The organism is Parabacteroides timonensis (assembly GCF_900128505.1).
In the GTDB taxonomy this organism is placed as follows: Bacteria; Bacteroidota; Bacteroidia; order Bacteroidales; family Tannerellaceae; genus Parabacteroides; species Parabacteroides timonensis.
Window position 1 is genome coordinate 1,824,718 of record NZ_LT669941.1, and the last position, 21,115, is coordinate 1,845,832.

15 protein-coding genes are annotated in these 21,115 nt (G+C 42.4%); 7 read left to right on the forward strand and 8 right to left on the reverse strand.

Annotated elements, in window-relative coordinates:
• Window positions 1-3: 3 nt before the first annotated feature.
• The 8 genes from BQ7394_RS14985 to BQ7394_RS15020 all read right to left on the reverse strand — a co-directional run bounded on the left by BQ7394_RS14985 (window position 4) and on the right by BQ7394_RS15020 (window position 15,186).
• Window positions 4-2,373, reverse strand: a complete 2,370-nt coding sequence (locus BQ7394_RS14985) for a sensor histidine kinase (protein WP_075558171.1) — start codon at window positions 2,371-2,373, stop codon at window positions 4-6.
• A 158-nt stretch (window positions 2,374-2,531) separates the two neighbouring features.
• The gene (locus tag BQ7394_RS14990) at window positions 2,532-5,990 is read right to left on the reverse strand and encodes a DUF1080 domain-containing protein (RefSeq protein ID WP_075558172.1); all 3,459 of its coding nucleotides are present in this window, start codon (window positions 5,988-5,990) and stop codon (window positions 2,532-2,534) included.
• A gap of 46 nt (window positions 5,991-6,036) precedes the next feature.
• Window positions 6,037-7,293, reverse strand: a complete 1,257-nt coding sequence (locus BQ7394_RS14995; RefSeq protein WP_075558173.1) for a Gfo/Idh/MocA family oxidoreductase — start codon at window positions 7,291-7,293, stop codon at window positions 6,037-6,039.
• Window positions 7,294-7,394: 101 nt separating this feature from the next.
• A complete protein-coding gene (locus BQ7394_RS15000) occupies window positions 7,395-8,285 on the reverse strand; it encodes a sugar phosphate isomerase/epimerase family protein (RefSeq protein WP_075558174.1) in 891 nt (296 codons plus the stop codon).
• A gap of 186 nt (window positions 8,286-8,471) precedes the next feature.
• On the reverse strand, window positions 8,472-10,004 hold the full coding sequence (locus BQ7394_RS15005; protein ID WP_075558175.1) for a RagB/SusD family nutrient uptake outer membrane protein: 1,533 nt from the start codon (window positions 10,002-10,004) through the stop codon (window positions 8,472-8,474).
• A 27-nt stretch (window positions 10,005-10,031) separates the two neighbouring features.
• Window positions 10,032-13,436, reverse strand: coding sequence for a TonB-dependent receptor (locus tag BQ7394_RS15010; RefSeq protein ID WP_075558176.1), 3,405 nt, complete (start codon window positions 13,434-13,436; stop codon window positions 10,032-10,034).
• A 105-nt stretch (window positions 13,437-13,541) separates the two neighbouring features.
• Complete coding sequence (locus tag BQ7394_RS15015; protein ID WP_075558177.1) at window positions 13,542-14,507, reverse strand: FecR family protein; 966 nt, start codon at window positions 14,505-14,507, stop codon at window positions 13,542-13,544.
• A 67-nt stretch (window positions 14,508-14,574) separates the two neighbouring features.
• Entirely contained in the window at window positions 14,575-15,186 is a 612-nt protein-coding gene (locus BQ7394_RS15020) for an RNA polymerase sigma-70 factor (protein ID WP_075558178.1), read from the reverse strand.
• Between the two features lie 943 nt (window positions 15,187-16,129).
• Here BQ7394_RS15020 and prmA point away from each other — a divergent pair.
• From prmA to kdsA, 7 genes are all read left to right on the forward strand, one after another.
• Entirely contained in the window at window positions 16,130-16,981 is an 852-nt protein-coding gene (gene prmA / locus BQ7394_RS15025; RefSeq protein ID WP_075558179.1) for a 50S ribosomal protein L11 methyltransferase, read from the forward strand.
• An 88-nt stretch (window positions 16,982-17,069) separates the two neighbouring features.
• On the forward strand, window positions 17,070-17,291 hold the full coding sequence (locus BQ7394_RS15030; protein WP_007652933.1) for a YtxH domain-containing protein: 222 nt from the start codon (window positions 17,070-17,072) through the stop codon (window positions 17,289-17,291).
• Between the two features lie 6 nt (window positions 17,292-17,297).
• Complete coding sequence (locus BQ7394_RS15035; protein WP_075558180.1) at window positions 17,298-17,705, forward strand: phage holin family protein; 408 nt, start codon at window positions 17,298-17,300, stop codon at window positions 17,703-17,705.
• A complete protein-coding gene (locus tag BQ7394_RS15040; protein ID WP_075558181.1) occupies window positions 17,653-18,033 on the forward strand; it encodes a hypothetical protein in 381 nt (126 codons plus the stop codon). The genes BQ7394_RS15035 and BQ7394_RS15040 overlap by 53 nt, the downstream gene beginning before the upstream one ends.
• Before the next feature lie 237 nt (window positions 18,034-18,270).
• Complete coding sequence (gap, locus tag BQ7394_RS15045; protein ID WP_075558182.1) at window positions 18,271-19,272, forward strand: type I glyceraldehyde-3-phosphate dehydrogenase; 1,002 nt, start codon at window positions 18,271-18,273, stop codon at window positions 19,270-19,272.
• A gap of 72 nt (window positions 19,273-19,344) precedes the next feature.
• Window positions 19,345-20,271, forward strand: coding sequence for a tRNA (adenosine(37)-N6)-dimethylallyltransferase MiaA (miaA, locus tag BQ7394_RS15050; protein WP_075558183.1), 927 nt, complete (start codon window positions 19,345-19,347; stop codon window positions 20,269-20,271).
• Window positions 20,272-20,280: 9 nt separating this feature from the next.
• Window positions 20,281-21,084, forward strand: a complete 804-nt coding sequence (kdsA, locus tag BQ7394_RS15055; RefSeq protein ID WP_075558184.1) for a 3-deoxy-8-phosphooctulonate synthase — start codon at window positions 20,281-20,283, stop codon at window positions 21,082-21,084.
• Window positions 21,085-21,115: the final 31 nt, after the last annotated feature.

Here is a 21,115-nt window from a genome sequence, read left to right on the forward strand (position 1 = left end):
GAACTAACGGGGTAAGCAGAACCAGAAACAGGAACCTATACCGATCTCTGATCTTACCCCGATCTTTCCCTTCATCTGTTCCACAATACTTTTACAAATAGAAAGCCCCAGGCCTGTTCCTTGTTTGAATTCATTTCCTTTATAGAAACGATCGAACACATGTGCACGCACTTCTTCCTTCATCCCGACTCCGGTATCTGTCACCGTAAACTCTATTTCATCGGGACGGATTTCGTATCCTAACGTGATCGCACCCTGCTCCGTGTATTTAATCGCATTATTTATGAAGTTGGCAAACAACTGATTCAACCGGGTATGATCGAAGTTAAATATACAGGGCTCCAGATCCGGAGAACAACAAAGTGCTACACCTTCCCCTACTTTTATACTCATCGAGCGAACTATTTCTTCCAGAAACTCTTTCAAAGAGATATCTACCGGTTTGAATTCGATCGTATTGGCTTCAATCTTTGCCAGATCCAGAATATCCGAGATCAACTGGAGTAAAAGCTCATTATTCTTTTGGATGATATTCACAAACTGCAGCTGTTCCTCTTTATCTTCCGTATCTACCAGCAAGGTGGAAAAGCCGACGATAGCATTCAGAGGCGTCCGAATTTCATGACTCATATTTGCCAGGAAGGCAGATTTCAAACGGTCGAGCTCTTCCGCCTTCTCTCTTTGCAGTTCGGTTTCCTTCAGTTCCGTGATATCGTAATTAACACAAATAATTTCCAACTTATCCGGTTCGCTGGATTGAAAGTTATGCATGATATTTACACGTATCCACTTCCAACCATCTTCTGCACGAACACGCAGTTCCTTGCGTATACTGGTAGCCAATCCTTTTTTTACTTTTTCAAAAAAGTCTAATATTATGTTGCGATCATCCGGATGTACGGCTTCATATACACCGACAATCTTCGGCAGAGGTGTGCCGTCTTTCTCTCCGAGATTTTGATACCACTGGCTAATGGCATAGCCATCGCAGGTCAACAAATCATATTTAGCATATCCTACTTTGGCAAAACGGCTCACCAACGTAAAGAAATACTCAAACTCCTCTATACGATTGTAGGCTATTGTTTTATCCGTGTTATCCAGATTTATGAATAAATAGTTTATCAGTTCGCCTTTATTATCATAGAGCATACACACTTTTGAAAGCAAGTCGATTACTCCCAGTTTACGGGTCGGATAGTAATTATTGGATACTACCTTTGTGAACGGATAACTCAAGCGGAAGGAAACAGCTTTCTTTTTCCGCATCTTATCCAAAACATCTTCCGGCACAACGGGATTCTCAAAGATATTGATGCCCAGAACATCTTTTTTAGATTTCAGGCCAAAGATCTCTATATCCTTTTTATTTATATCGACAAGGTAACCGTCTTTATCATAGAGTTCTATCCCGACAGGTATGTTGGTATAGATATTACGCAACAGCTTCTCACCCCGATCGAGTGCCTCATTGATCCTTGCCATTTTAGTTATGATGCTGATAATGTTGGCAATGGATGAAAACCATTGATAATCTTCCAGACTCCAGATACGATTCCGGTCCATAATATCAATTCCGATATATCCCCAGGCCTTATTCTTTATGACTAAAGGAACCAATATCAGGGAAAGCGATCCTCTAAGCTGCAAGTAACGTTTTTCTTCGGCAGCTTCAGGGGGCAATTCATCCAGATGGTTAATCAGTACCGGATAGAAATTTTGTATTTTCTTTGTGGACCAGGGTAATGTCGACACAGGTATCTCCTGTAGAGACGAGCGGACAGAGGTTACTCCCTCACTACATACTTCATAAGTGCAACTCAGTGTCTGCTGGCTGTTATTATACTCCATTATGCAGGCACGCCCCTTAGCTCCAATCGAATACAATATCTCCGAAAGGACCAGATGGATCGATTTAGGCAAATCACTCGTTTGAATAAAAGAGTGTAGCGAACGCGAGAGGCTTCCCAAATGCCTGAGCAAATTATCTTCCTGATTGTTTACGTGTAGCTTATCCCCATCTTCATTATAAGGAAGTAGCTGCAAGATACCCAACACACTTATCTTCCCGTCGGGAGCGATCTCACGCTTACATATTTTCGAACGGACGAATTTAAATCCGTAACAGGTTTTAAGGGGAAACACCTGTTCATAGATACCTATTTCTTTAAAGAAAGCAAACTCACTGGCAATCCTGCTCCTGTAATCTTCACGAATCAAGGCCAGAAAATCCGGAATCGGGATTTCTCTGTCACTTAACTCCAGCAGACCTACCAAAAAGTCTGAACATATATAATTCCCTTTGGTAAAATCGACCTCCCACCAACCAACCTGGGCGTTGTCCAACAATAACTGATATTGCTCTATATCCATTTGCACTCATCGCTTAAACATGCACAAAATACGTTATAATAAACCAGATCAGCAAATTTTAATCACTTTAATATTCAAGGGATTCCAAAGATTTGTGTTAAAAATAAAAGCGGAGACCGATAAGATCGATCCCCGCTTTCCCCAAAAAGAATATAATCTTATTTCAATTCCTTGATACGGATATTACGGAACTTCACCGGAGAGCCATGTCCCAGGAAGCCGATATGTCCTTTTTTGTTGAACAATCCCGGATGCTCCTTGCCGTCGGGAGTCCCGTTCTTCACCGCATCACGGATGTTACCTTCGAGGATAACCACGCCATTTACCGTTACACGGATGTTATCTCCGTTAGCCACAATCTCTTCTTCGTTCCATTCGCCAACCGGCTTGAATGCCTTGTGGTGGTCAGGATTCGTCGGGATAATTCCGTAAACGGAACCATGATGCTGATATTTGGTAATATCCTTATAGATAGGATGTTCACAATCAAGAATCTGGATTTCCATACCAACGTAAGCGGCATCGCCTTCCATCGGAGTACGGATACCTACACCGTTGTTGGCACCGGGAGTCAGCTGGAACTCGAAACGGTAAACGAAGTTACCGAATTCATCCTTCGTGTACAGGTTTCCGCCATAACTCTTGCTCGGTATCATAGAGATACAACCGTCTTCGATCGTATAATCTACCGTATTACCAGTCCACTGGTGCATATTGGTTCCATCAAACAATACCTTGAAACCTTCTTTTTGTTCCTCGGCAGACAGTTTGAACGGTTCCTGACGTTCCAATTCCTTTACATATATATTACGGTAGTAAACCTTGCTTCCGTGCGCCTGCAATTCCAGTTGTTCAACCGGGAAGATAGGCTGTTTACGATCCCAATAGTTTTCAAGGATCACATCGTCCACCACTTTTTCGCCGTTGAGGACAACCGTTACACGGTCGCCAACCATCTTGATATAGAAGCTGTTCCATTCGCCCAGCTTGTTGTCTGCCACCTTCGAAGGTTTGCTTTCGTTAGTCTGGTTATTGTACAAACCTCCTGAACCGACCTGCGCACCTACGTTTACACGAGCGGTATCCCAAATCTGTACCTGTGGAGTTCCACGCAGGTAGATACCAGCATCTGCCTCAGGGCCGGCCGGGTCGAGCATCCAGTCCACATACATTTCAAAGTCACCATATTGTTTGTCGGTACACAGGTTATCGTAGCCGGTACCATCGAACACTAACATTCCGTTTTCAACCTTCCAGTCGCGACGCATGTTTTCATCCGCCTTTTCCTGAGCTTTCGCCAGTTGAGCCGGTTTCATCTTGGCACGGGCGATCGGGTTTTCAACCAAACCTTTCCAACCAGTCAGGTCTTTGCCGTTGAAGATGGAAACAAAGCCTTCACCCTGCGGCATTTCCGCCAGATGTTTCTTGATGGCTTCCTTCTGATAACCGGCATCCGGGTTATCAAGCACCTGCATAACCTTGTTAAGCAAGTCACGCACATTGGTTCCCGTATAGTCCTTATTTCCCAAAGCGATATTCATAACCGCGTTGGCCGCTGCCTGCTGAACAGGTTTCTGATTGAGGAATTCGCCGGCATACAGCATACCCAGGAAGGTACCAGTCCGTTCGATCTGACGCAGGATCGTAATTTTTTGTTCATCTGTCTTTGCTATTTCCATCGCTTTACGCAGACCCAACAAACGGTTTTCGCCCGTAAAGACCGGATTAGAGACAAGCTGTACATAGGCTTTCAGGGCCCGGTCGAAATAAGCGGATGAAGAAGTATCCTTGCAGATGGCATACAATTCGTCGGCCGCTTCGATACCTTTCCAGTTCAACAATGCTTCGAAAGCTGCATCGCGGTCATCGCCTTTTCCTTTATGGAAACCGTCGACGATAGTAGCCAATGCATCCTTTTCGCCGGTTGTGGCCAAAACGATATAATAAAGGTGCTTCTTATCGTCGCCAGCCTGAAGCATACGGCGGGTAATTGTTTCCATTTGTTTTTCAGGAGACATAGAAGAAATAGCAGAGATCACAGCCTGCTGTATCGGAGCAACGGCGGAAGCTTCGGCAGTTTCCAGCATACCACAAAGGTTAACCAGATCGCCTTCCGAAACAACATCCTTCAAAGCCATATAGGCAGCTTTCTTCACTTCGGGAGAACCTGATTTGATTAGTTCGAGTACTGTCGTGAGGTTAGAAGTCGCTTTGCGCATGGCCAGCAATTCGGCCCCGGCAATCTTTCCCGCATCCGTTGCGGAAGGGATCACGCGAGCTACAGCCTGGTCGATATCTCCCTTAAAGGCAGCGAGGGCATCCTGTCCCAACAATATAATATCTTTATTATCGCTTGTCAACAGATCGGCAAGTACAGGTATCGCCTGCTTGTCTCCGATCTTCACCAAAGTCCAGACCGTTGCCTGTTTTACGTCGAAGTCCGTACTTTTCAACTGAGCCAGCAATACCTGCATGGCCGTCAGGTCGAAGCGCAGTTCCAGATTCTTGATAACGTCATGCTTGGTCGGGCATTTCGCTTCACGTCCGATCCAGTTGACGATATCCACCTTCACTTCCGGTTTAGCCTTTTGCATTGTCTTCATGACTTCGATATAAAGATCTTTATCTGCAAAGCCCGAAGCATAATTGAGAGCCGCATTACGGTATTCCTTGTCTGTATCTTTCAGGGCCGAGAGCAACAGCTTGGTACTGTTTTCCTTCTTCAGCGACAGCAGAATCTGCAAAGCAGCATCGCGGGTCTGTGTCTTTCCAGCCTTGGTTGCCTTCTTCAACAAATCGTTAGCGGCCTTCTCTACTTCCTTCACGTCGCCTTGCGCTGCAACACGTTTCAGCAGGGCGATGTAGGCTTCGTTGGCATTTGTATTTGTCATCGTATAACCGGCAGCGGCGGCAGCTTCCGACATTTCCTTGATGGAGGCTTTCGTTCCTACGCGGCTCAGGGCATGCAAAACTGTTTTCTGCATGTTCTCGTCGCCTGCCCCCAACAGGGCTTTCAGCAAATCTTCCGCACCTTCCACCTGTGCTTCGCCGATGGCTACAATAATATCTTTCTGAGTTTTCGGAGTTCCCATACGGCGCATCAGTGCCGCTTTCAACGCCTTACCGGCATTCTCGGTTCCGATGGCAGCCAGGGCACGGGAGGCCGGACCGCTCAGGCTCTCTTCATTCAGGTAAGAAGACAGGGCATCGATACATTCATCCTGTCCAAGTATCTGCAACTGACGGATAATGAACGCTTTCGTTTCGCGTTCGTTCACCATGTCAAGTGCTTTCAGGTAAGCATTGGCCGTAGCCAGGCGGGCACTTTCTTCGCCTTTAGCCATCACATAATGTGTCAGGCCGCTCAGGGCGTAATCTACCTGGGCGTTACTTCCCTTGCCCGGGGCATTAATCATATTGACCAACATCAGGACACCCTCTTCACCGGTTCCTTTCAGGTCGCTGATCAGTTTATTGTATTCAGCCTGTTGCTCCGCAGGCATCTGGGCCAGTACATCTGCCGCAGTTGTTTTAGCGGTACGGTTTGCCGGCGACTGGGCCATCAATACGCTGCCGAATAACAGCAAGCTAGCAATCGATATATATGCTTTTCTCATTTTATTCTCTTTAATTTTCAATTGTCAATTCTCAATTTTCAATTAACTAAATGTTCCAGGGAGCACGCATCGGCTGATCCAGCAAACGATTAGCGGCCTCATCATTAATAAACTCAAGTTTAACAGGGTCAAATTCCAGCGTACGGTTCAGACGAAGAGCAACGGCCCCCATATTTACGATTGTCGACGAGCGGAAACCGTTTTGCTCGTTCAGGGCGAACGGCTGGCGGGTACGGACGCATTCGATAAAGTCTGTCACCTGTGGTTCCGGTTCCGGATAGTCGGCCAGTTTCTTCTCCCAGTCGGGGATGTCGCACACAAAGTTCTTGTAAACGTTGCCGTTAGGACCGGAAATATAAGGCGTGTTCGGATCTCCGTAGTCGCCACCCCAAAGAATGATCTGACAACCGTCTTCATAGGTGTAAGTGATGGAACGCCAGGTTCCTACTGCATCCGGGTGTTGCTGTGGAGCATCTACTTCCACCTTCACTGGGCTGGTGTGGTCTTTTCCTAAGAAATACTGTACGGGGTCAATATAATGCTGGCCCATGTCGCCCAGTCCGCCACCGTCATAATCCCAGTAACCACGGAAAGTCTGATGCACACGGTGTGCGTTGTAAGGCTTGTAAGGAGCCGGGCCTAACCACATATCGTAGTCGAGTTCGGCAGGAACGGATTGCGGTTCGAGATACTCTTTACCCACCCAGTAGAACTTCCAGTCGAAACCGGTGTGCTTACTGATAGTCACCTTCAACGGCCAACCGAGCATTCCGCTCTGAACCAGTTTTTTCAACGGCTTCACCGGTGTACCCAATCCATAGAACGGGTCGGCGAAACGGAACCAGGTGTTGAGGCGGAACATACGACCGTTCTGCTTAACGGCCTCCATTACGCGCTTGCCTTCGCCGATCGTACGGGTCATCGGCTTCTCGCACCAGATGTCTTTCCCGGCTTTAGCGGCCTCCGTCGACATGATCCCATGCCAATGGGGAGGCGTAGCTATATGCACAATATCTACGTTTGGATCGAGAATCAGATCACGGAAATCATGGTAAGCTGCGATCTTGTCCTTCACCAGCTGTTTTCCTAATTCAAGATGTTTTTTGTCGACGTCGCACACAGCGACCAGGCGTGTTCCGGCATAGTTCACGTGTCCGCGTCCCATACCGCCAGTTCCGATAATACCTTTAGTCAACTGATCACTTGGAGCAATAAAGCCTTTTCCAAGCACGTGGCGCGGCACAATAGTAAAGGCCGCAATACCTCCCAGAGTTTTAAGGAAGTCCCTTCTGTTTGTTCTCATAGTATGATTAATATATGTAAATGATTAGCTATTATTTTCGTTTTTCATGTCAAAAAAAGACATTAGAAAGCAAATGCCATTTCTAATGTCTCACAAAGATATTATTTATCCAATAACTCTTGCAAATATTTACGAGTTTTTATGACATAGTCATGCTGGGAGCCATTTAACTCACATTCAATTGTTACAGCACCCTGAAAACCCTGTTTCTTTAATTCGGCAATTACAGCAGGAAAATCCACATCACCAGTAGGAATAGGAACTTCTGCACCTAACTCATATGGATTATTGGGATCCGGATATTTACCGTCTTTTGCATGAAATTCCTTGATTAACGGACCAAACAGCTTCACCGCATCCAAAGAATTTGCTTTTCCGTACATCAACAAGTTCGCCAAGTCGCAATTGATAAAAACATTTCCAGTTCCTATATCTTTCAATGCACGGATCAGGGTAGTTGGCGTCTCCTGTCCCGTTTCAAAATAAATCATAACATCACGCTCTTTAGCATAAGTTGCCAAATCCTGCATTACCTTAATAAAATCCTTATATTGTCCGGAAGAGGGATCTTCGGGTATAAAACCAAAATGAGAATGCATAGCCGGAATATCAGCCATTGCACAAAAATCAATCATTTCATGATATACTTTTATTTTTTCAACTCGTTCCTCCACCGGAACCAAACCTATTGTAGCCGGTCCTTTCCGAAAGTTCCATACATTTTTACTGCCAGGCACACCGACTAGCGTAGTCACCTTGATATCATGTTTTTTTGAGGCTTCTTTTACCTTTTCGGCAAAATCTTTCGTCAGCGTATTTTTCCGGTAATTGATCTCGCACGAACCGAATCCCTGGTCATGCAGGTCTTTGAAGCTTTTATCGACATCACTCAGATCATACTGGATCACACCGATCGTGATTTTGTCAACGGCCTGTGCCGTTGTAAAAACAAACAACAAGACAAAAAACAATAATGACAATTTAGTTTTCATACATTTATCAGTTAAGTTTATAGAGTCAAAACAACTAAAAGGAACTATGCTATCATTATTCATTCCTCATTCGACACATATTCATACAATTATCAGCAGAGTCAATATTTGTATGATCAGTTATCTTATTACAAAGATAGCTCAAATGCCGAACAAATACTTTCGCACAGTTCCTTTTATTTTCAATTAATACCCGGGATTTTGAGTTAAACCGGGATTTAAAGATATCTCACTATCCGGTATAGGTAACAAATTGTTTTTATTCAAATCATAACCATTGGGAAATTTTACTTCTATCAATTCACCTAAACCACCAACCACATTACATGGATAAAATTCAGGACCGGCATTCCAACGTTTTATATCATCCCAAAATTGTCCCTCCAGAGCCAGTTCAATTCGCCGCTCATGCCGTAATACTTTACGAGCTTCAACCTGTCCTAATCCCTTCTTGATCAAAGGCATTTTGACATCATCGCGTTCCGTACGAATCCGGTTGATCAAATCGATAGCACCATCTATATTCGAATTTGTCTCAATCATAGCTTCTGCTCTGCAAAGTAGTACATCTCCATAACGTAAAATCATAAAGTCGAGGGGTGATTGATTTGCTACCACCTGCATCGTCTCAATCGTATATTTACGTATGCCGAAACCCACTTTTTGCCCTGTATGGTTCTTTATTTCAACCGGATATAATTGCCCTTGGAAATAGGCACCAGGACGCAAAACCGTAAAATCCAAACGAGGATCTCTATTCTTATAGGGATCAGACGGATCTACGGGGGAACCGTCCAATGTTTCATATTCGTCAACTAATAATTGAGTCGGAGCAACTGAATTGGAACCATCCATTCCATATTTCAAATTTTGAGGCTGCCAATGCCGGTCAAACGAACTCCCTTGGGAGAAAGCACCATCCATAAAGCAAAGGGAGAATAATGTTTCGCTATTTCCTTCATTCTCATACTGAAATAATCCATAGTAAGAGGGGAATAATTTATACTTTCCAAGAGCATCGATCTTATTACAATACTCCAACACCTTATCCCACTGAGAGGTATATAAATATGACTTCATCTTCATTCCATATGCTGCTCCTAACGTAGCATGCCCGTTCGCAACAGCATCTTTCGGAAGCCGCTTAATCGCCTCATCAAAATCGGCATGTACTTGGCCCCAAACTTCTTCTGCTGAAGCCCGCGTTACATTACGCCCTTCTTCCGAAGTAAGTGTTTGTGTAATAAGAGGAACTCCACCATACGATCTGACCAGCAAATTATAAAAAACACCACGCAAGAAATAAACTTCTCCCAGCATCGTTTCTTTTTCAGTTTCATCCAATCCTTCTATCTTATTGATATTTTCAAGGAAATAGTTTGCCCGATAAATCCCACGATAACAAAACTTCCAGCGCTCTGAAACGATTGCCCCGGAACCTGAAAAGATGGATCCATCACCGACCTGCATATGCTGCCCTTCCCAATGCGCCCACTGATAAGCATTCGGGGTACAGGCATCTTCACCTCCTCCATATCCATATACATAATCATTCCTTAAGACATTATAAACTCCATTTAAGGCCAGAGTCGCATCTTCGGGAGTTGTCCAAAACGTTTCACTTGTAATCTTATCATCCGGAAGGATATCCAAATAATTCTCACAACTGCTAAACCCTAATGTTACGAAGGATAATATTATTGTAGCTATTTTTTTCATATTTCTCTATATTAAAATCGTTCAACATTAAAAAGAGAGATTTAAACCTATCGAAAAAACACGCGGTATCGGATAATGTCCATACCCGTCAGCAAAGGTGTCTCTTTCCGGATCAAATCCTTCATATTTACTACTTACAAGAGTAAATACATCTGTTGCATTTACGTACACATAACATTTCTGTAAAAACATCTTATTTGCCAAAGCCGTAGGCAAAGTATATCCTAACTGAATATTTTTCAACTTAAACCACGACATATTACAAGCCCAAAAGGATGATTGCTGTCTATTCCAAGTATCATTTACTTTTATTTGAGGCAACTCATTGGACGGATTTTCTTTTGTCCATGCATTACGCCATCTTTTCGTAATCGTACCGCCGGAAATACCTAATGGTTCAGTCCAGGCATTCTGAAAATAACCATGCACACCGGCAATTCCCGCAAACTGGAAATTCAAATCAAAGTTTTTCCAAGAGAGGCTACCATTGATACCATAGGTAAATTTAGGTATCGTATTTCCAATTTCCTCCTTATCCCTGTAATCAAGTTTGCCATCGCCATTCACATCCTTATATTTCAAGTCGCCGGCTGTCGGCACATATCCGTTGTCATACATATGCTTCTGCGCTTCTTCGTCTGTCTGGTAAACACCTTCCTGGATGAAACCATACAATGTTTTATAAGAGTACCCTTCACGGATCAGATAAAGTTGATCAGGAGATTTCCCTCCTCTGAATTTGGTCACTTCATTATCCACATACGTCAGATTAGCACCTATACTGTAGCTGAAGTCAGAAGTAGCTATCTGATCCTGCCAGTTGACATTTAACTCCAAACCTGTATTTTTCATTTCTCCTACATTTTCAAAAGGAGCCGTCAATCCACCTAATACTGTCGGGATAGGAAGTTGCACAATGATATCAGATGTTTTCCTCACGAAATAATCGACTTCTATATTTAATTTATTTTTCAGAAAACCCAAATCCAATCCTATATCTGTAGTTGTGGTTGTCTCCCAGGTGATCATCGGATCAACCAAACTCGTAATAGCAGCTCCGGGAGCCAGTGTATTGTTGAAATTATAGCTGTTTTCATAATCCTGCGTCAACACCGTCAAATAAGGAAAATAGTCACCATTACTAGGGTTGGCAATATCGCCGATATTCTGATTTCCTAGTTTTCCCCATGAAGCACGGATTTTCAGGTTATCAAAAACACCCATTTTTTTGATGAACTCTTCTTCTCCTAAACGCCATCCGGCAGAGAATGAAGGGAAATAGCCCCAACGATTTCCTTTAGCAAAACGGGAAGATGCATCCGCTCTTAAATTGACTTCAGCAAGATACTTTCCCATCAAGGCATAATTAATACGCCCAAAATAAGAAAGCATACGCCATTGATATTTGTTTCCCGTTGCGACCGGATTCATTGTTCCGGAACTAACCTGATGTAAATCTCCCTTCGATGGATCAGTTTTAGATGCTTCCGTCACCCGCTTGGTTAAAGCTTCCTGTTGATATCCAAGCAGGGCAGACACATCATGTATATTGCCAAAGGTTTTATTAAAATTAATATTGGCAAAAAATGTGGAGTAAAACTCATCTGATACTTTACGATAAACATTCAATGTGGAAGGAAAATCCAACGGTTTACTTTTATTAGAACCATTGAGATCGGTATAACAATAATGAAGCTGATTATATTTATCTTGATTATTATTGTTATACTGGCCACTATATTGTGCTGTCAAGCTCAATCCTTCCATAAAGTCGATCGTTGCATAGACATTCCCTTTCATGAAATTATTAATAGATTGATTCTGCCCGTTATACAAATCAGGAAAAGGATTACGAGTATCTACAATAGGCTGCCCGGCTTTATCTCCGGAAAGATACAAAGCCTGCGTTCCGCCAAATGTTTTTCCATCCTGAAGATAGGGAGTAGAAAACGGATGTCCGTTTGCCATCATATAAATAACACGTCCAATCCCATCATATGGCTGATTAGTCACTTTCCGCATCAAACGAGCTCTTGCACCCAAACGCAGCCAGTTATTCACTTTCGCCTCCGTATTTACAGTTAAGCTATAACGTTCCGAATCCGTATTTTTCACAATACCGTTATTTTTCAGATAACCTAACGATATATAACTGTTTGATTTTTTCCCGCCTATCGTTGCCGATAAATTATGTTGAGTTGTAAACGAATTATGAAATACTTCATCAAAATAATTCGTACTCGGGTATTTATAAGGATCATTTCCATTACGGAAAGCTTGGATTACATCATCCGGAAACAAAGGATTACTGCCACTGTTAGTAAATGCAGAATTCCAAAGTTCCATATATTCCGGACTATCCGTAATGATATCATAACTCCTTCCTAATTGCTGCATACCGAAATATCCCGTATAATTAACAGAAACTTTATCTCCCGAACCCTTCTTTGTCTCGATCAAAACAACACCATTTGCAGCTCGCGAGCCGTAAATAGCAGCAGACGCGGCATCTTTCAAAACAGTAATAGAAGCAATATCATTAGGAGCCAATTCTGCCATTCGTCCTTCCACTCCGTCTATAAGAACCAATGGATCCGTGTTATTCAACGTACCATAGCCACGAACCCTGATTGTCGCTCCATCAGAACCTGGCGCACCTGAATTCTGACTTACCCAAACTCCCGTTACTTTCCCGGATAAAGCTTGAGAAGGATCGGTTATAGGCCTGTTCTCTAGTTCCTGGCCATATTTTACCGTTGAAACCGAACCTGTCAGATTTGCCTTCTTTTGCACTCCATATCCCACAACAACGACTTCATCGAGTTTTTGTGTATCCTCTTTCAAATTGACGTTCAACACACTCTTCCCGGAAACAGGTATTTCCTGATCCAAATAGCCAATATAAGAAACTACCAATATTGCACCTTCCGGAATGTTGTCAAGCAGAAATCTTCCATCCGCATCGGTTACCGTTCCATTCGTTGTACCTTTCACTATAATATTAGCCCCGATTACGGGGATACCGGAGTCATCAAGTATAGTACCTGATATTTTTTTCCCTTGCTGCGTCACCGTTAAAACGGTATTCACAACGCTCTCTTTTTCCGATTTTGAATTATCTTTCAAAAAGATACGGTTATCTATAATCTTATAGTTAATGCCGGTATTACTAAAAACCCTGTTCAGAACATTTCCTATAGATTCGTTTTTTACGTTAACCGATATATCTCTTATTTCTTTATCCAATAAGGCCTCATCATAAGAAAATTCATATCCGGTTTGTTTTCTGATATGTTCGACTAAAACACCAACTGTCGTTTTATTCAATGATAGTTCTAAATTTACATAAGTCTGGGGATAACTTACAGCCAATGATGGTGGAACAACACCAAGCAATAAAACTAATGTCGCAATATATGCTTTGCTATTCATAATATGTGATTTATAAATTAGTATTAATTTCAGTTATAATTTCTCTTTTCGTATTTTCTAATACGTTTTCTCTCTTCTCTCTATTCCATAGGCATTCATTTTTAATTATTCATATATAAAGATTTCTTTTCCCTCTATCCGGTATCGTATTGGTGCTAAAAACGTCAGGAGTTTCAGGATGTCAGGCAGACTCTCGTCTTCATTAATCACACACCGGAATTTACGTTGTGCAAGAATCGAAGATTCGATGTTTATATTCACATTAAATTTTACAGAAAGTTTGTTTGCAATTTCACGTAAGGTCGCATTTTCAAAAACGAATTGATTCAAACGCCAGGCTGTATAAATATTCGAGTCTACAGCTTCCATGGTATACTCATTTTTACTTTGATAATATGTCACTTTTTCACCAGGGGAAACATCCAGCACTTTATTTCCGGCAATATCAAGCAAGTCGATTTTTCCGGTGACCAAAACGGTCTCTACTTTTTTATTTCCGACATCCACTTTAACATCAAACGAGGTCCCTTTTACAAGCACATGCATATAACCGGTAGATACACAGAACTGTGATTCAGCGTTCTTTATCACATCGAAGAATGCTTCTCCCTGCAAAGAAACCTGACGATTTCTAATTGAATATGACTCCGGATATTTTAGTGTAGATCCACCTCTCAACCAAACGGAAGTGCCATCAACAAGTATCACCTTTCTTACATCCTCTCCGGACTTAACAGTAATACTTATCTGCTTTTCAGGCTTAAAATAGTCATACGCGCCATAAGAAAAAGAGAATAAAACAAGAAAGATTGCCGCATACTGTATTATCTTATACAAAAGTTGTTTATAGCTTAAACGATCTATCCTTACATTCAGTTTTTTAAGGGCGTGATCAATGCGGTCGACATCATTATAATACATTGCGTTCCACGATACACGCAAACGCACTAGCTCTGAATATATATTTTTATTTTCAGAAGACAGATTACTCCAATCCACCACCTCTCCCATCTCATCGGGAGTGATAGTATCTGCTAAATATTTTGCAAGAAGTCCGTAATCAAAATCCATACGTTAATTTCTCTTTTTATAAGCGAAACGAACGAACGGGTAAAACTACGGAGGCAAATACAATTAATCAGGAAATATTTTTCAAAACCATTCCCTCTGTTAGTAAAAGAACATACAACAGGTAAAAATCTTTTTTAGACATATGCGCCTTCAAATATTTAATAGTCAGATAGATGTGACTTTCAACCGTTCGCTGAGGTATTTGAGTCCGGGCGGCTACTTCTTTTGCTTTCAATCCATTTATGTAAGTCAGAATAAATACTTCACGCCGTTGAACAGGCAATTGGTCAAGCAAATTGTATAACCGCTTATAAAAATCCTTTGAGTATAATTCTTCCATAATTGAAGTATCTTCTCTCAACAATTCACCGTATTCCTTTAGATAAGTATCTTCTGCATGAAGATTGTATTTTCCTACTGATTGCTGTTTTTTAAAATAATCGAGACAACGGGTATAGGCAGATTGGAACAAATAAGAATGAAAACCGTCTCCTACATATAACTTACTGCGGTTCTCCCATACATATAGAAAAACATCCTGAACGATATCTTCGGCAATCTCTTGTTCCACCATAGCAGTAACATATGCCATAACGCGAGGATAATAATAACGGAACAGACTATTAAAAGCTTCCCGGTTTCCTTCTTTCAATTGACTTAACAAAGAAACATCAAACATACGTGTATTAAATTTATAAAGAAAGCGTGGAAGCTATTGATATTACGACATTTGGGGCTCTGGACGGCCCATGACTTTATAATATACAATAGCCCCACGCTTATGATTGCTATAGGTTCCTCTTTGAGGTAAGTATATAACAACATAGGCGTAGGAGCATCTTGGGTATTATCCAAAGTCATGAAATTGTCCAGATTCCAAATATCGGATAATATGTAACGCTTCTACGTTTTTTCTGTACGTAGGACAAAGGTAATAACAAATACAAATAAAACAAACCAAAATATTTAAGTTTTCTTCGTTTCATTAAATATCATTTTGACGCATTAAAGCATACTTTCCCTACTTTACAATCGTAAAATACAGTTTTATATAACACGAGATTCTTTCTTTATTTCCATTCTAGAAACAAGAAAAATACATTTATTAACACCATATCCGAACTTTATCTCGTTTTAAACGAAATTGAAACTCGTTTAAAACGAGATATTTTTTTATGTAATCAAAAATCCATTCGCTTTAAAGCAAAATAAACGTTAACAACAGCTAAAACAACCTTGTTTTTAAAGTCTCAAGAGCCCACAGCGTATGCTATAAAACATATTCACAGATCTAAAACAACAATTCCACCAAGCATTCAACAAATATCTCCAACCGCATAATACAAACCACACAACAGCATTATAACAATATTATACACAACAATCTATCAATATAATGTTTTCTTTATGAATATAATAACTTTTACAACATGGCATCCTCCTCCACAATCTCATAAAAACAGAACAGCCTGCACTCCTCCCCATATATCTTATTCATAAGACACATAATATGACATTTTGTCAAACAGGGAATAAAAGATTACTTTGATTATATTCGTAATCGTTCCGATTTTTATTTATATTCGATACCTTTGCCCCAGCAAATGATTAAAAATTAAAATATGAATTATTACGAACTGAAATTCACATACGAATCGCCTGTCGAGGCGACCGTCATCAGCGACATACTGGCCTCCGAACTGGGCGAGATCGGGTTCGAAAGTTTCACCGAAAATGAAAACGGCCTGTTGGCCTATATCGCCGACACATTATATAATGTAGAGGCTGTGGAGGAGAAATTGAAGGAATTCCCCCTCGAAAACGTGATATTCCACTACACCGCACAGCTGGTGGAAAGCAAAGACTGGAACGAAGAATGGGAAAAGAACTACTTCAAACCCATCCGTATCGGTAGCGACTGTATCATCCGCGCCTCCTTTCACCAACCGGAGCCGGGCTATACATATAATATAATCATCGACCCGAAAATGGCCTTCGGTACCGGCAACCATGAAACGACCTACCTCATGATCGGCGAAATGCTGAAACTCGACCTCGCCGGGAAAGACCTGCTCGACATGGGATGCGGCACGGCCGTCCTGGCCATCCTCGCCAAGATGAAAAAAGCCGGCAAAGTGGTCGGTATCGACATCGACGAATGGGCTTACAACAACGCACTCGAGAACATTCGCCTGAACGATACGGAAGACATCCGCATAGCATTGGGCGGCGCCGAGCAAATCGCAGGCTTCGGACAGTTCGACATCGTATTTGCCAATATAAACCGCAATATACTTTTGAACGATATTCACCACTATGTCAGCTGCATGAAGCCGGGAGCACTTCTTTTTATGAGCGGATTCTACACCGAGGACATTCCCTTCATCCGCGAAGAATGCGAACGCAACGGGTTGATATTCCAGTCTCACGTAGAAAAGAACAACTGGGTGGCCGTCAAAACACAAAAGCCATAACTTTATTTAACAGTAAAAGTTAATGCAGAAGTAAACTATCATCCAAAGAAAAGCGTTATTTTAGTAGACACATTTAAATGTAAGAGTTATGAAAAATGTAGATTCTAAATTATTACTAGGTTTGGTAGTTGGTGCAGCAGTTGGTGCAGCAGTTGGATATCTGGCAGCTACCGATAAGAGAGAACAGTTACTGGAAGAATTGAACGGTGTAGTTGGAAAAGTAAAAGAAGGCTTTAATTCCGCTCTCGCCAAGTACAAAGAAGGTAAAACTGAAGTTGTAAAAGCTACCGAAGAAATCGTAGCCGAATAAACATTTATGGAAAAAGATTCAGGAAAAATCTTTCATGAGCTGAAGGATGACGTTTCAGCTTATGTAGAGTTAAAGCTTGAACTTTTAAAGTTAAGCACATACGAGAGAAGCGGGCAATTGATCGCGGTTCTTTCGTATGGCTTAATTTTATTGTTCCTGGCTTTCTTTGCCATCCTGTTCATATTCCTGGCTTTAGGGTTCTTTATGGGTGATATCTTCGGCTCCATGGGATCCGGATTTGCTTTTGTGGCAGTATTATATCTCCTATTGATCGGGCTCATTATAATGAACAAAGGTAGAATCTGCAATACAGTATTGAACGTAGTGATTGCAGCATTAAACAGTAATGACGAAAAAGACGATGCAACAGATACAAAACAAGCCACTGACACCACTGGAGAAGCTGATTTCTGATAAAGAACGGATCCGGAGGCAATGCGTCATGCAGGAACAAAAACTGAATGAGGATTTTTCCTATATACAGGAAAATGCAGGAAGTCTGTTGATTTCCGGTTTTACTGCTTTACTTTTCCCGAACACTAAATCAAAAAAGACAGATACTCCCGAGTCGGCGGCTTCACCTATTCAACCCGCCACCCCGATCGGTTTCGCCGATTATTTAAGTATAGCCCAAGGTCTTATCCCGGTAGCATGGGACGTTGTGAGACCTTTTCTATTGACTTGGGGAATCAGAAAGGCGCAAAGCTGGTTTACAGGCTTATTATTCAAGAAAAAGAAATGACCGCCAACAATTAATTTATGTTAGAGGACATATTTTTCTCTCCATAATAAATGTAAAATAGAAAAAACATGACTACATTTGCAGTCGTTAAAAACAAGGATAAATAATGAAACATACTATTTTTCTTTTGATAGCATTTATATCAATGCTCGTGATGTTGGTTTCGTGTGCTACTCCTTGTGGCTGTTAAATGATTTTACGTAATATTTTTAATAAACCCATAAAAGTTTTATTACAATGATTAAAGTAGGTATTAACGGTTTCGGCCGTATCGGACGTATGGTGTTCCGTGCTGCAGTTAAGAACTTCGGCAATGACATTCAGATTGTAGGTATCAACGACTTATTGGATGCTGATTACCTGGCATACATGTTGAAATATGATTCAGTACACGGACGTTTCGACGGAACTGTAGCTGTAGAAGGCAACAACTTGGTAGTAAACGGTAACAAAATCCGTCTGACTGCCGAAATGGATCCTGCTAACCTGAAATGGAACGAAGTTGGTGCAGACGTAGTAGTTGAATCAACTGGTTTCTTCCTGACAGACGAAACAGCTCGCAAACATATCCAGGCTGGTGCAAAGAAAGTTATCATGTCTGCTCCTTCTAAGGACGCTACTCCTATGTTCGTTTATGGTGTTAACCATACTTCTTACGCAGGACAGGACATCATCTCTAACGCTTCTTGTACTACTAACTGCTTGGCTCCTATCGCTAAAGTATTGAACGACAAGTTCGGTATCGTTAAAGGTTTGATGACTACAGTTCACGCTGCTACTGCAACTCAGAAAACAGTAGACGGTCCTTCTAAGAAAGACTGGAGAGGTGGCCGTGGTATCCTTGAAAATATCATCCCTTCTTCTACAGGTGCTGCTAAAGCTGTAGGTAAAGTTCTGCCGGTATTGAACGGTAAACTGACAGGTATGGCTTTCCGTGTTCCGACTTCTGACGTTTCTGTTGTTGACTTGACAGTAGTTCTTGACAAGGCTGCTACAATGGACGACATCAAGGCTGCTATGAAGGAAGCTTCTGAAGGCGAATTGAAAGGTGTACTGGGCTATACAGAAGATGCAGTTGTTTCAACTGACTTCCGTGGATGTTCTAACACTTCTATCTTCGACGCTAAAGCTGGTATCTCTTTGGATGACAACTTCGCTAAGATCGTTTCTTGGTATGATAACGAATGGGGTTATTCAAACAAAGTTTGTGAAATGGCTCGCGTTATCGCTGGTAAGTAATCAAAATACAAATCAGTATATGGAAGCCGTCCTCTATAAAGGGGACGGCTTTTTTTGTATCTTTGCACTAAGATGAGAACATATCAACTTATTACCATACTTGGGCCGACCGCTTCCGGTAAAACTCCTTTTGCTGCAGCCCTGGCCAACCGGCTGGATACGGAAATAATCAGCGCCGATTCCCGCCAGATCTATCGTGGCATGGATATAGGCACAGGAAAAGACCTGGCCGATTATACCGTCGCCGGGAAGCCCGTCCCCTATCACCTGATCGACATCTGCGACCCGGGATACAAATACAACGTATTCGAATACCAGCACGATTTCTTCCGCGCCTACGAAGAGATACGGCAAAAAGGGAAATTGCCCATCCTCTGCGGTGGCACAGGGATGTACATCGAAGCCGTATTGAAAGGTTATAAACTACTCGACGTTCCCCCAAACCCGGAACTCCGCGAGTCGCTGAAAGAAAAATCGCTACCGGAATTGGAGCAGATATTGGCAACTTACAAGGTTTTGCACAACAAAACGGATGTCGATTCTGCCCAGAGAGCTATCCGGGCGATAGAGATAGAAGAGTACTACAAGGCACAGTCGCCGGAAGCGAACGAATACGATCCGATCGACAGCCTTATCATCGGTATAAATATCGACCGGGAGCTTCGTCGGGAAAAGATTTCCAGGCGACTGCGTGCCCGTCTCGACGAAGGCATGGTGGACGAGGTAAAAAGAATTATCGAATCAGGAGTCAAACCGGACGACCTGATCTATTATGGCCTCGAATACAAATTCCTTACCTTATATATTATAGGTGAACTTTCCTATGAAGAAATGGTTTCACAACTAGAGATAGCCATCCATCAATTTGCCAAACGGCAGATGACTTGGTTCCGTGGCATGGAACGCCGGGGATGCACTATCCACTGGATCGAAGCAACCCTGCCGACCGAAGAGAAAATAGAGAAGACAATTGAATTACTAAACAGAAATAAGGAGTAACGAATAAATATGGTAACAGTTAACGATTTAAATAAAGGGGATAATTTCTTCCTGATGGCCGGCCCCTGCGTGATAGAAGGAGAAGAAATGGCTCTGCGTATCGCCGAAAAGGTGGTGGGGATTACTGAAAAGCTAAACATACCCTATGTCTTTAAAGGTTCATACCGCAAGGCAAACCGTTCACGGCTGGACTCATTTACCGGCATCGGCGACGAGAAAGCGTTGAAGATACTACGTAAGGTAGGCGAAACATTCAATATCCCTACCGTAACGGATATCCACGAAAACCACGAGGCAGCGATGGCAGCCGAGTATGTGGATGTATTGCAAATCCCCGCCTTCCTGTGCCGTCAGACCGACCTGTTGGTGGCAGCCGCAAAGACCGGAAAGATAGTCAATATCAAGAAAGGACAGTTCCTTTCGCCGGGATCCATGCAGTTCGCCGTACAGAAAGTGGCCGATGCAGGCAATAACAACGTGATGATTACGGAACGGGGAACCACCTTCGGTTATACCGACCTGGTAGTCGACTACCGGGGTATCCCTGAAATGCAAGCATTCGGTTACCCGGTTATCATGGACGTAACCCACTCGTTGCAACAACCCAACCAGACTTCAGGTGTAACAGGTGGCCTGCCCGCACTGATAGAAACAATAGCTAAAGCCGCCATCGCCGTAGGAACCGACGGACTGTTCATTGAAACCCATCCGGAACCTTCGAAAGCCAAATCCGACGGAGCCAACATGTTGCAGTTGGATTTACTGGAAGGCCTATTGACACGTCTGGTACGTATCCGCGAAGCTATCCGGTAAAAGAGACCCTTACCCACAACAAGAAGGGGCT

Bases quoted from the DNA above. Each gene is read 5' to 3' on its own strand.
- gap (WP_075558182.1), top strand. From the start codon at position 18,271: ATGATTAAAGTAGGTATTAACGGTTTCGGCCGTATCGGACGTATGGTG.
- kdsA (WP_075558184.1), top strand. From the start codon at position 20,281: ATGGTAACAGTTAACGATTTAAATAAAGGGGATAATTTCTTCCTGATG.
- BQ7394_RS15010 (WP_075558176.1), bottom strand. From the start codon at position 13,436: ATGAATAGCAAAGCATATATTGCGACATTAGTTTTATTGCTTGGTGTT.
- BQ7394_RS15005 (WP_075558175.1), bottom strand. From the start codon at position 10,004: ATGAAAAAAATAGCTACAATAATATTATCCTTCGTAACATTAGGGTTT.
- miaA (WP_075558183.1), top strand. From the start codon at position 19,345: ATGAGAACATATCAACTTATTACCATACTTGGGCCGACCGCTTCCGGT.
- BQ7394_RS15020 (WP_075558178.1), bottom strand. From the start codon at position 15,186: ATGTTTGATGTTTCTTTGTTAAGTCAATTGAAAGAAGGAAACCGGGAA.
- BQ7394_RS14985 (WP_075558171.1), bottom strand. From the start codon at position 2,373: ATGGATATAGAGCAATATCAGTTATTGTTGGACAACGCCCAGGTTGGT.
- BQ7394_RS15040 (WP_075558181.1), top strand. From the start codon at position 17,653: ATGCAACAGATACAAAACAAGCCACTGACACCACTGGAGAAGCTGATT.
- BQ7394_RS15035 (WP_075558180.1), top strand. From the start codon at position 17,298: ATGGAAAAAGATTCAGGAAAAATCTTTCATGAGCTGAAGGATGACGTT.
- prmA (WP_075558179.1), top strand. From the start codon at position 16,130: ATGAATTATTACGAACTGAAATTCACATACGAATCGCCTGTCGAGGCG.
- BQ7394_RS15015 (WP_075558177.1), bottom strand. From the start codon at position 14,507: ATGGATTTTGATTACGGACTTCTTGCAAAATATTTAGCAGATACTATC.
- BQ7394_RS15000 (WP_075558174.1), bottom strand. From the start codon at position 8,285: ATGAAAACTAAATTGTCATTATTGTTTTTTGTCTTGTTGTTTGTTTTT.
- BQ7394_RS15030 (WP_007652933.1), top strand. From the start codon at position 17,070: ATGAAAAATGTAGATTCTAAATTATTACTAGGTTTGGTAGTTGGTGCA.
- BQ7394_RS14995 (WP_075558173.1), bottom strand. From the start codon at position 7,293: ATGAGAACAAACAGAAGGGACTTCCTTAAAACTCTGGGAGGTATTGCG.
- BQ7394_RS14990 (WP_075558172.1), bottom strand. From the start codon at position 5,990: ATGAGAAAAGCATATATATCGATTGCTAGCTTGCTGTTATTCGGCAGC.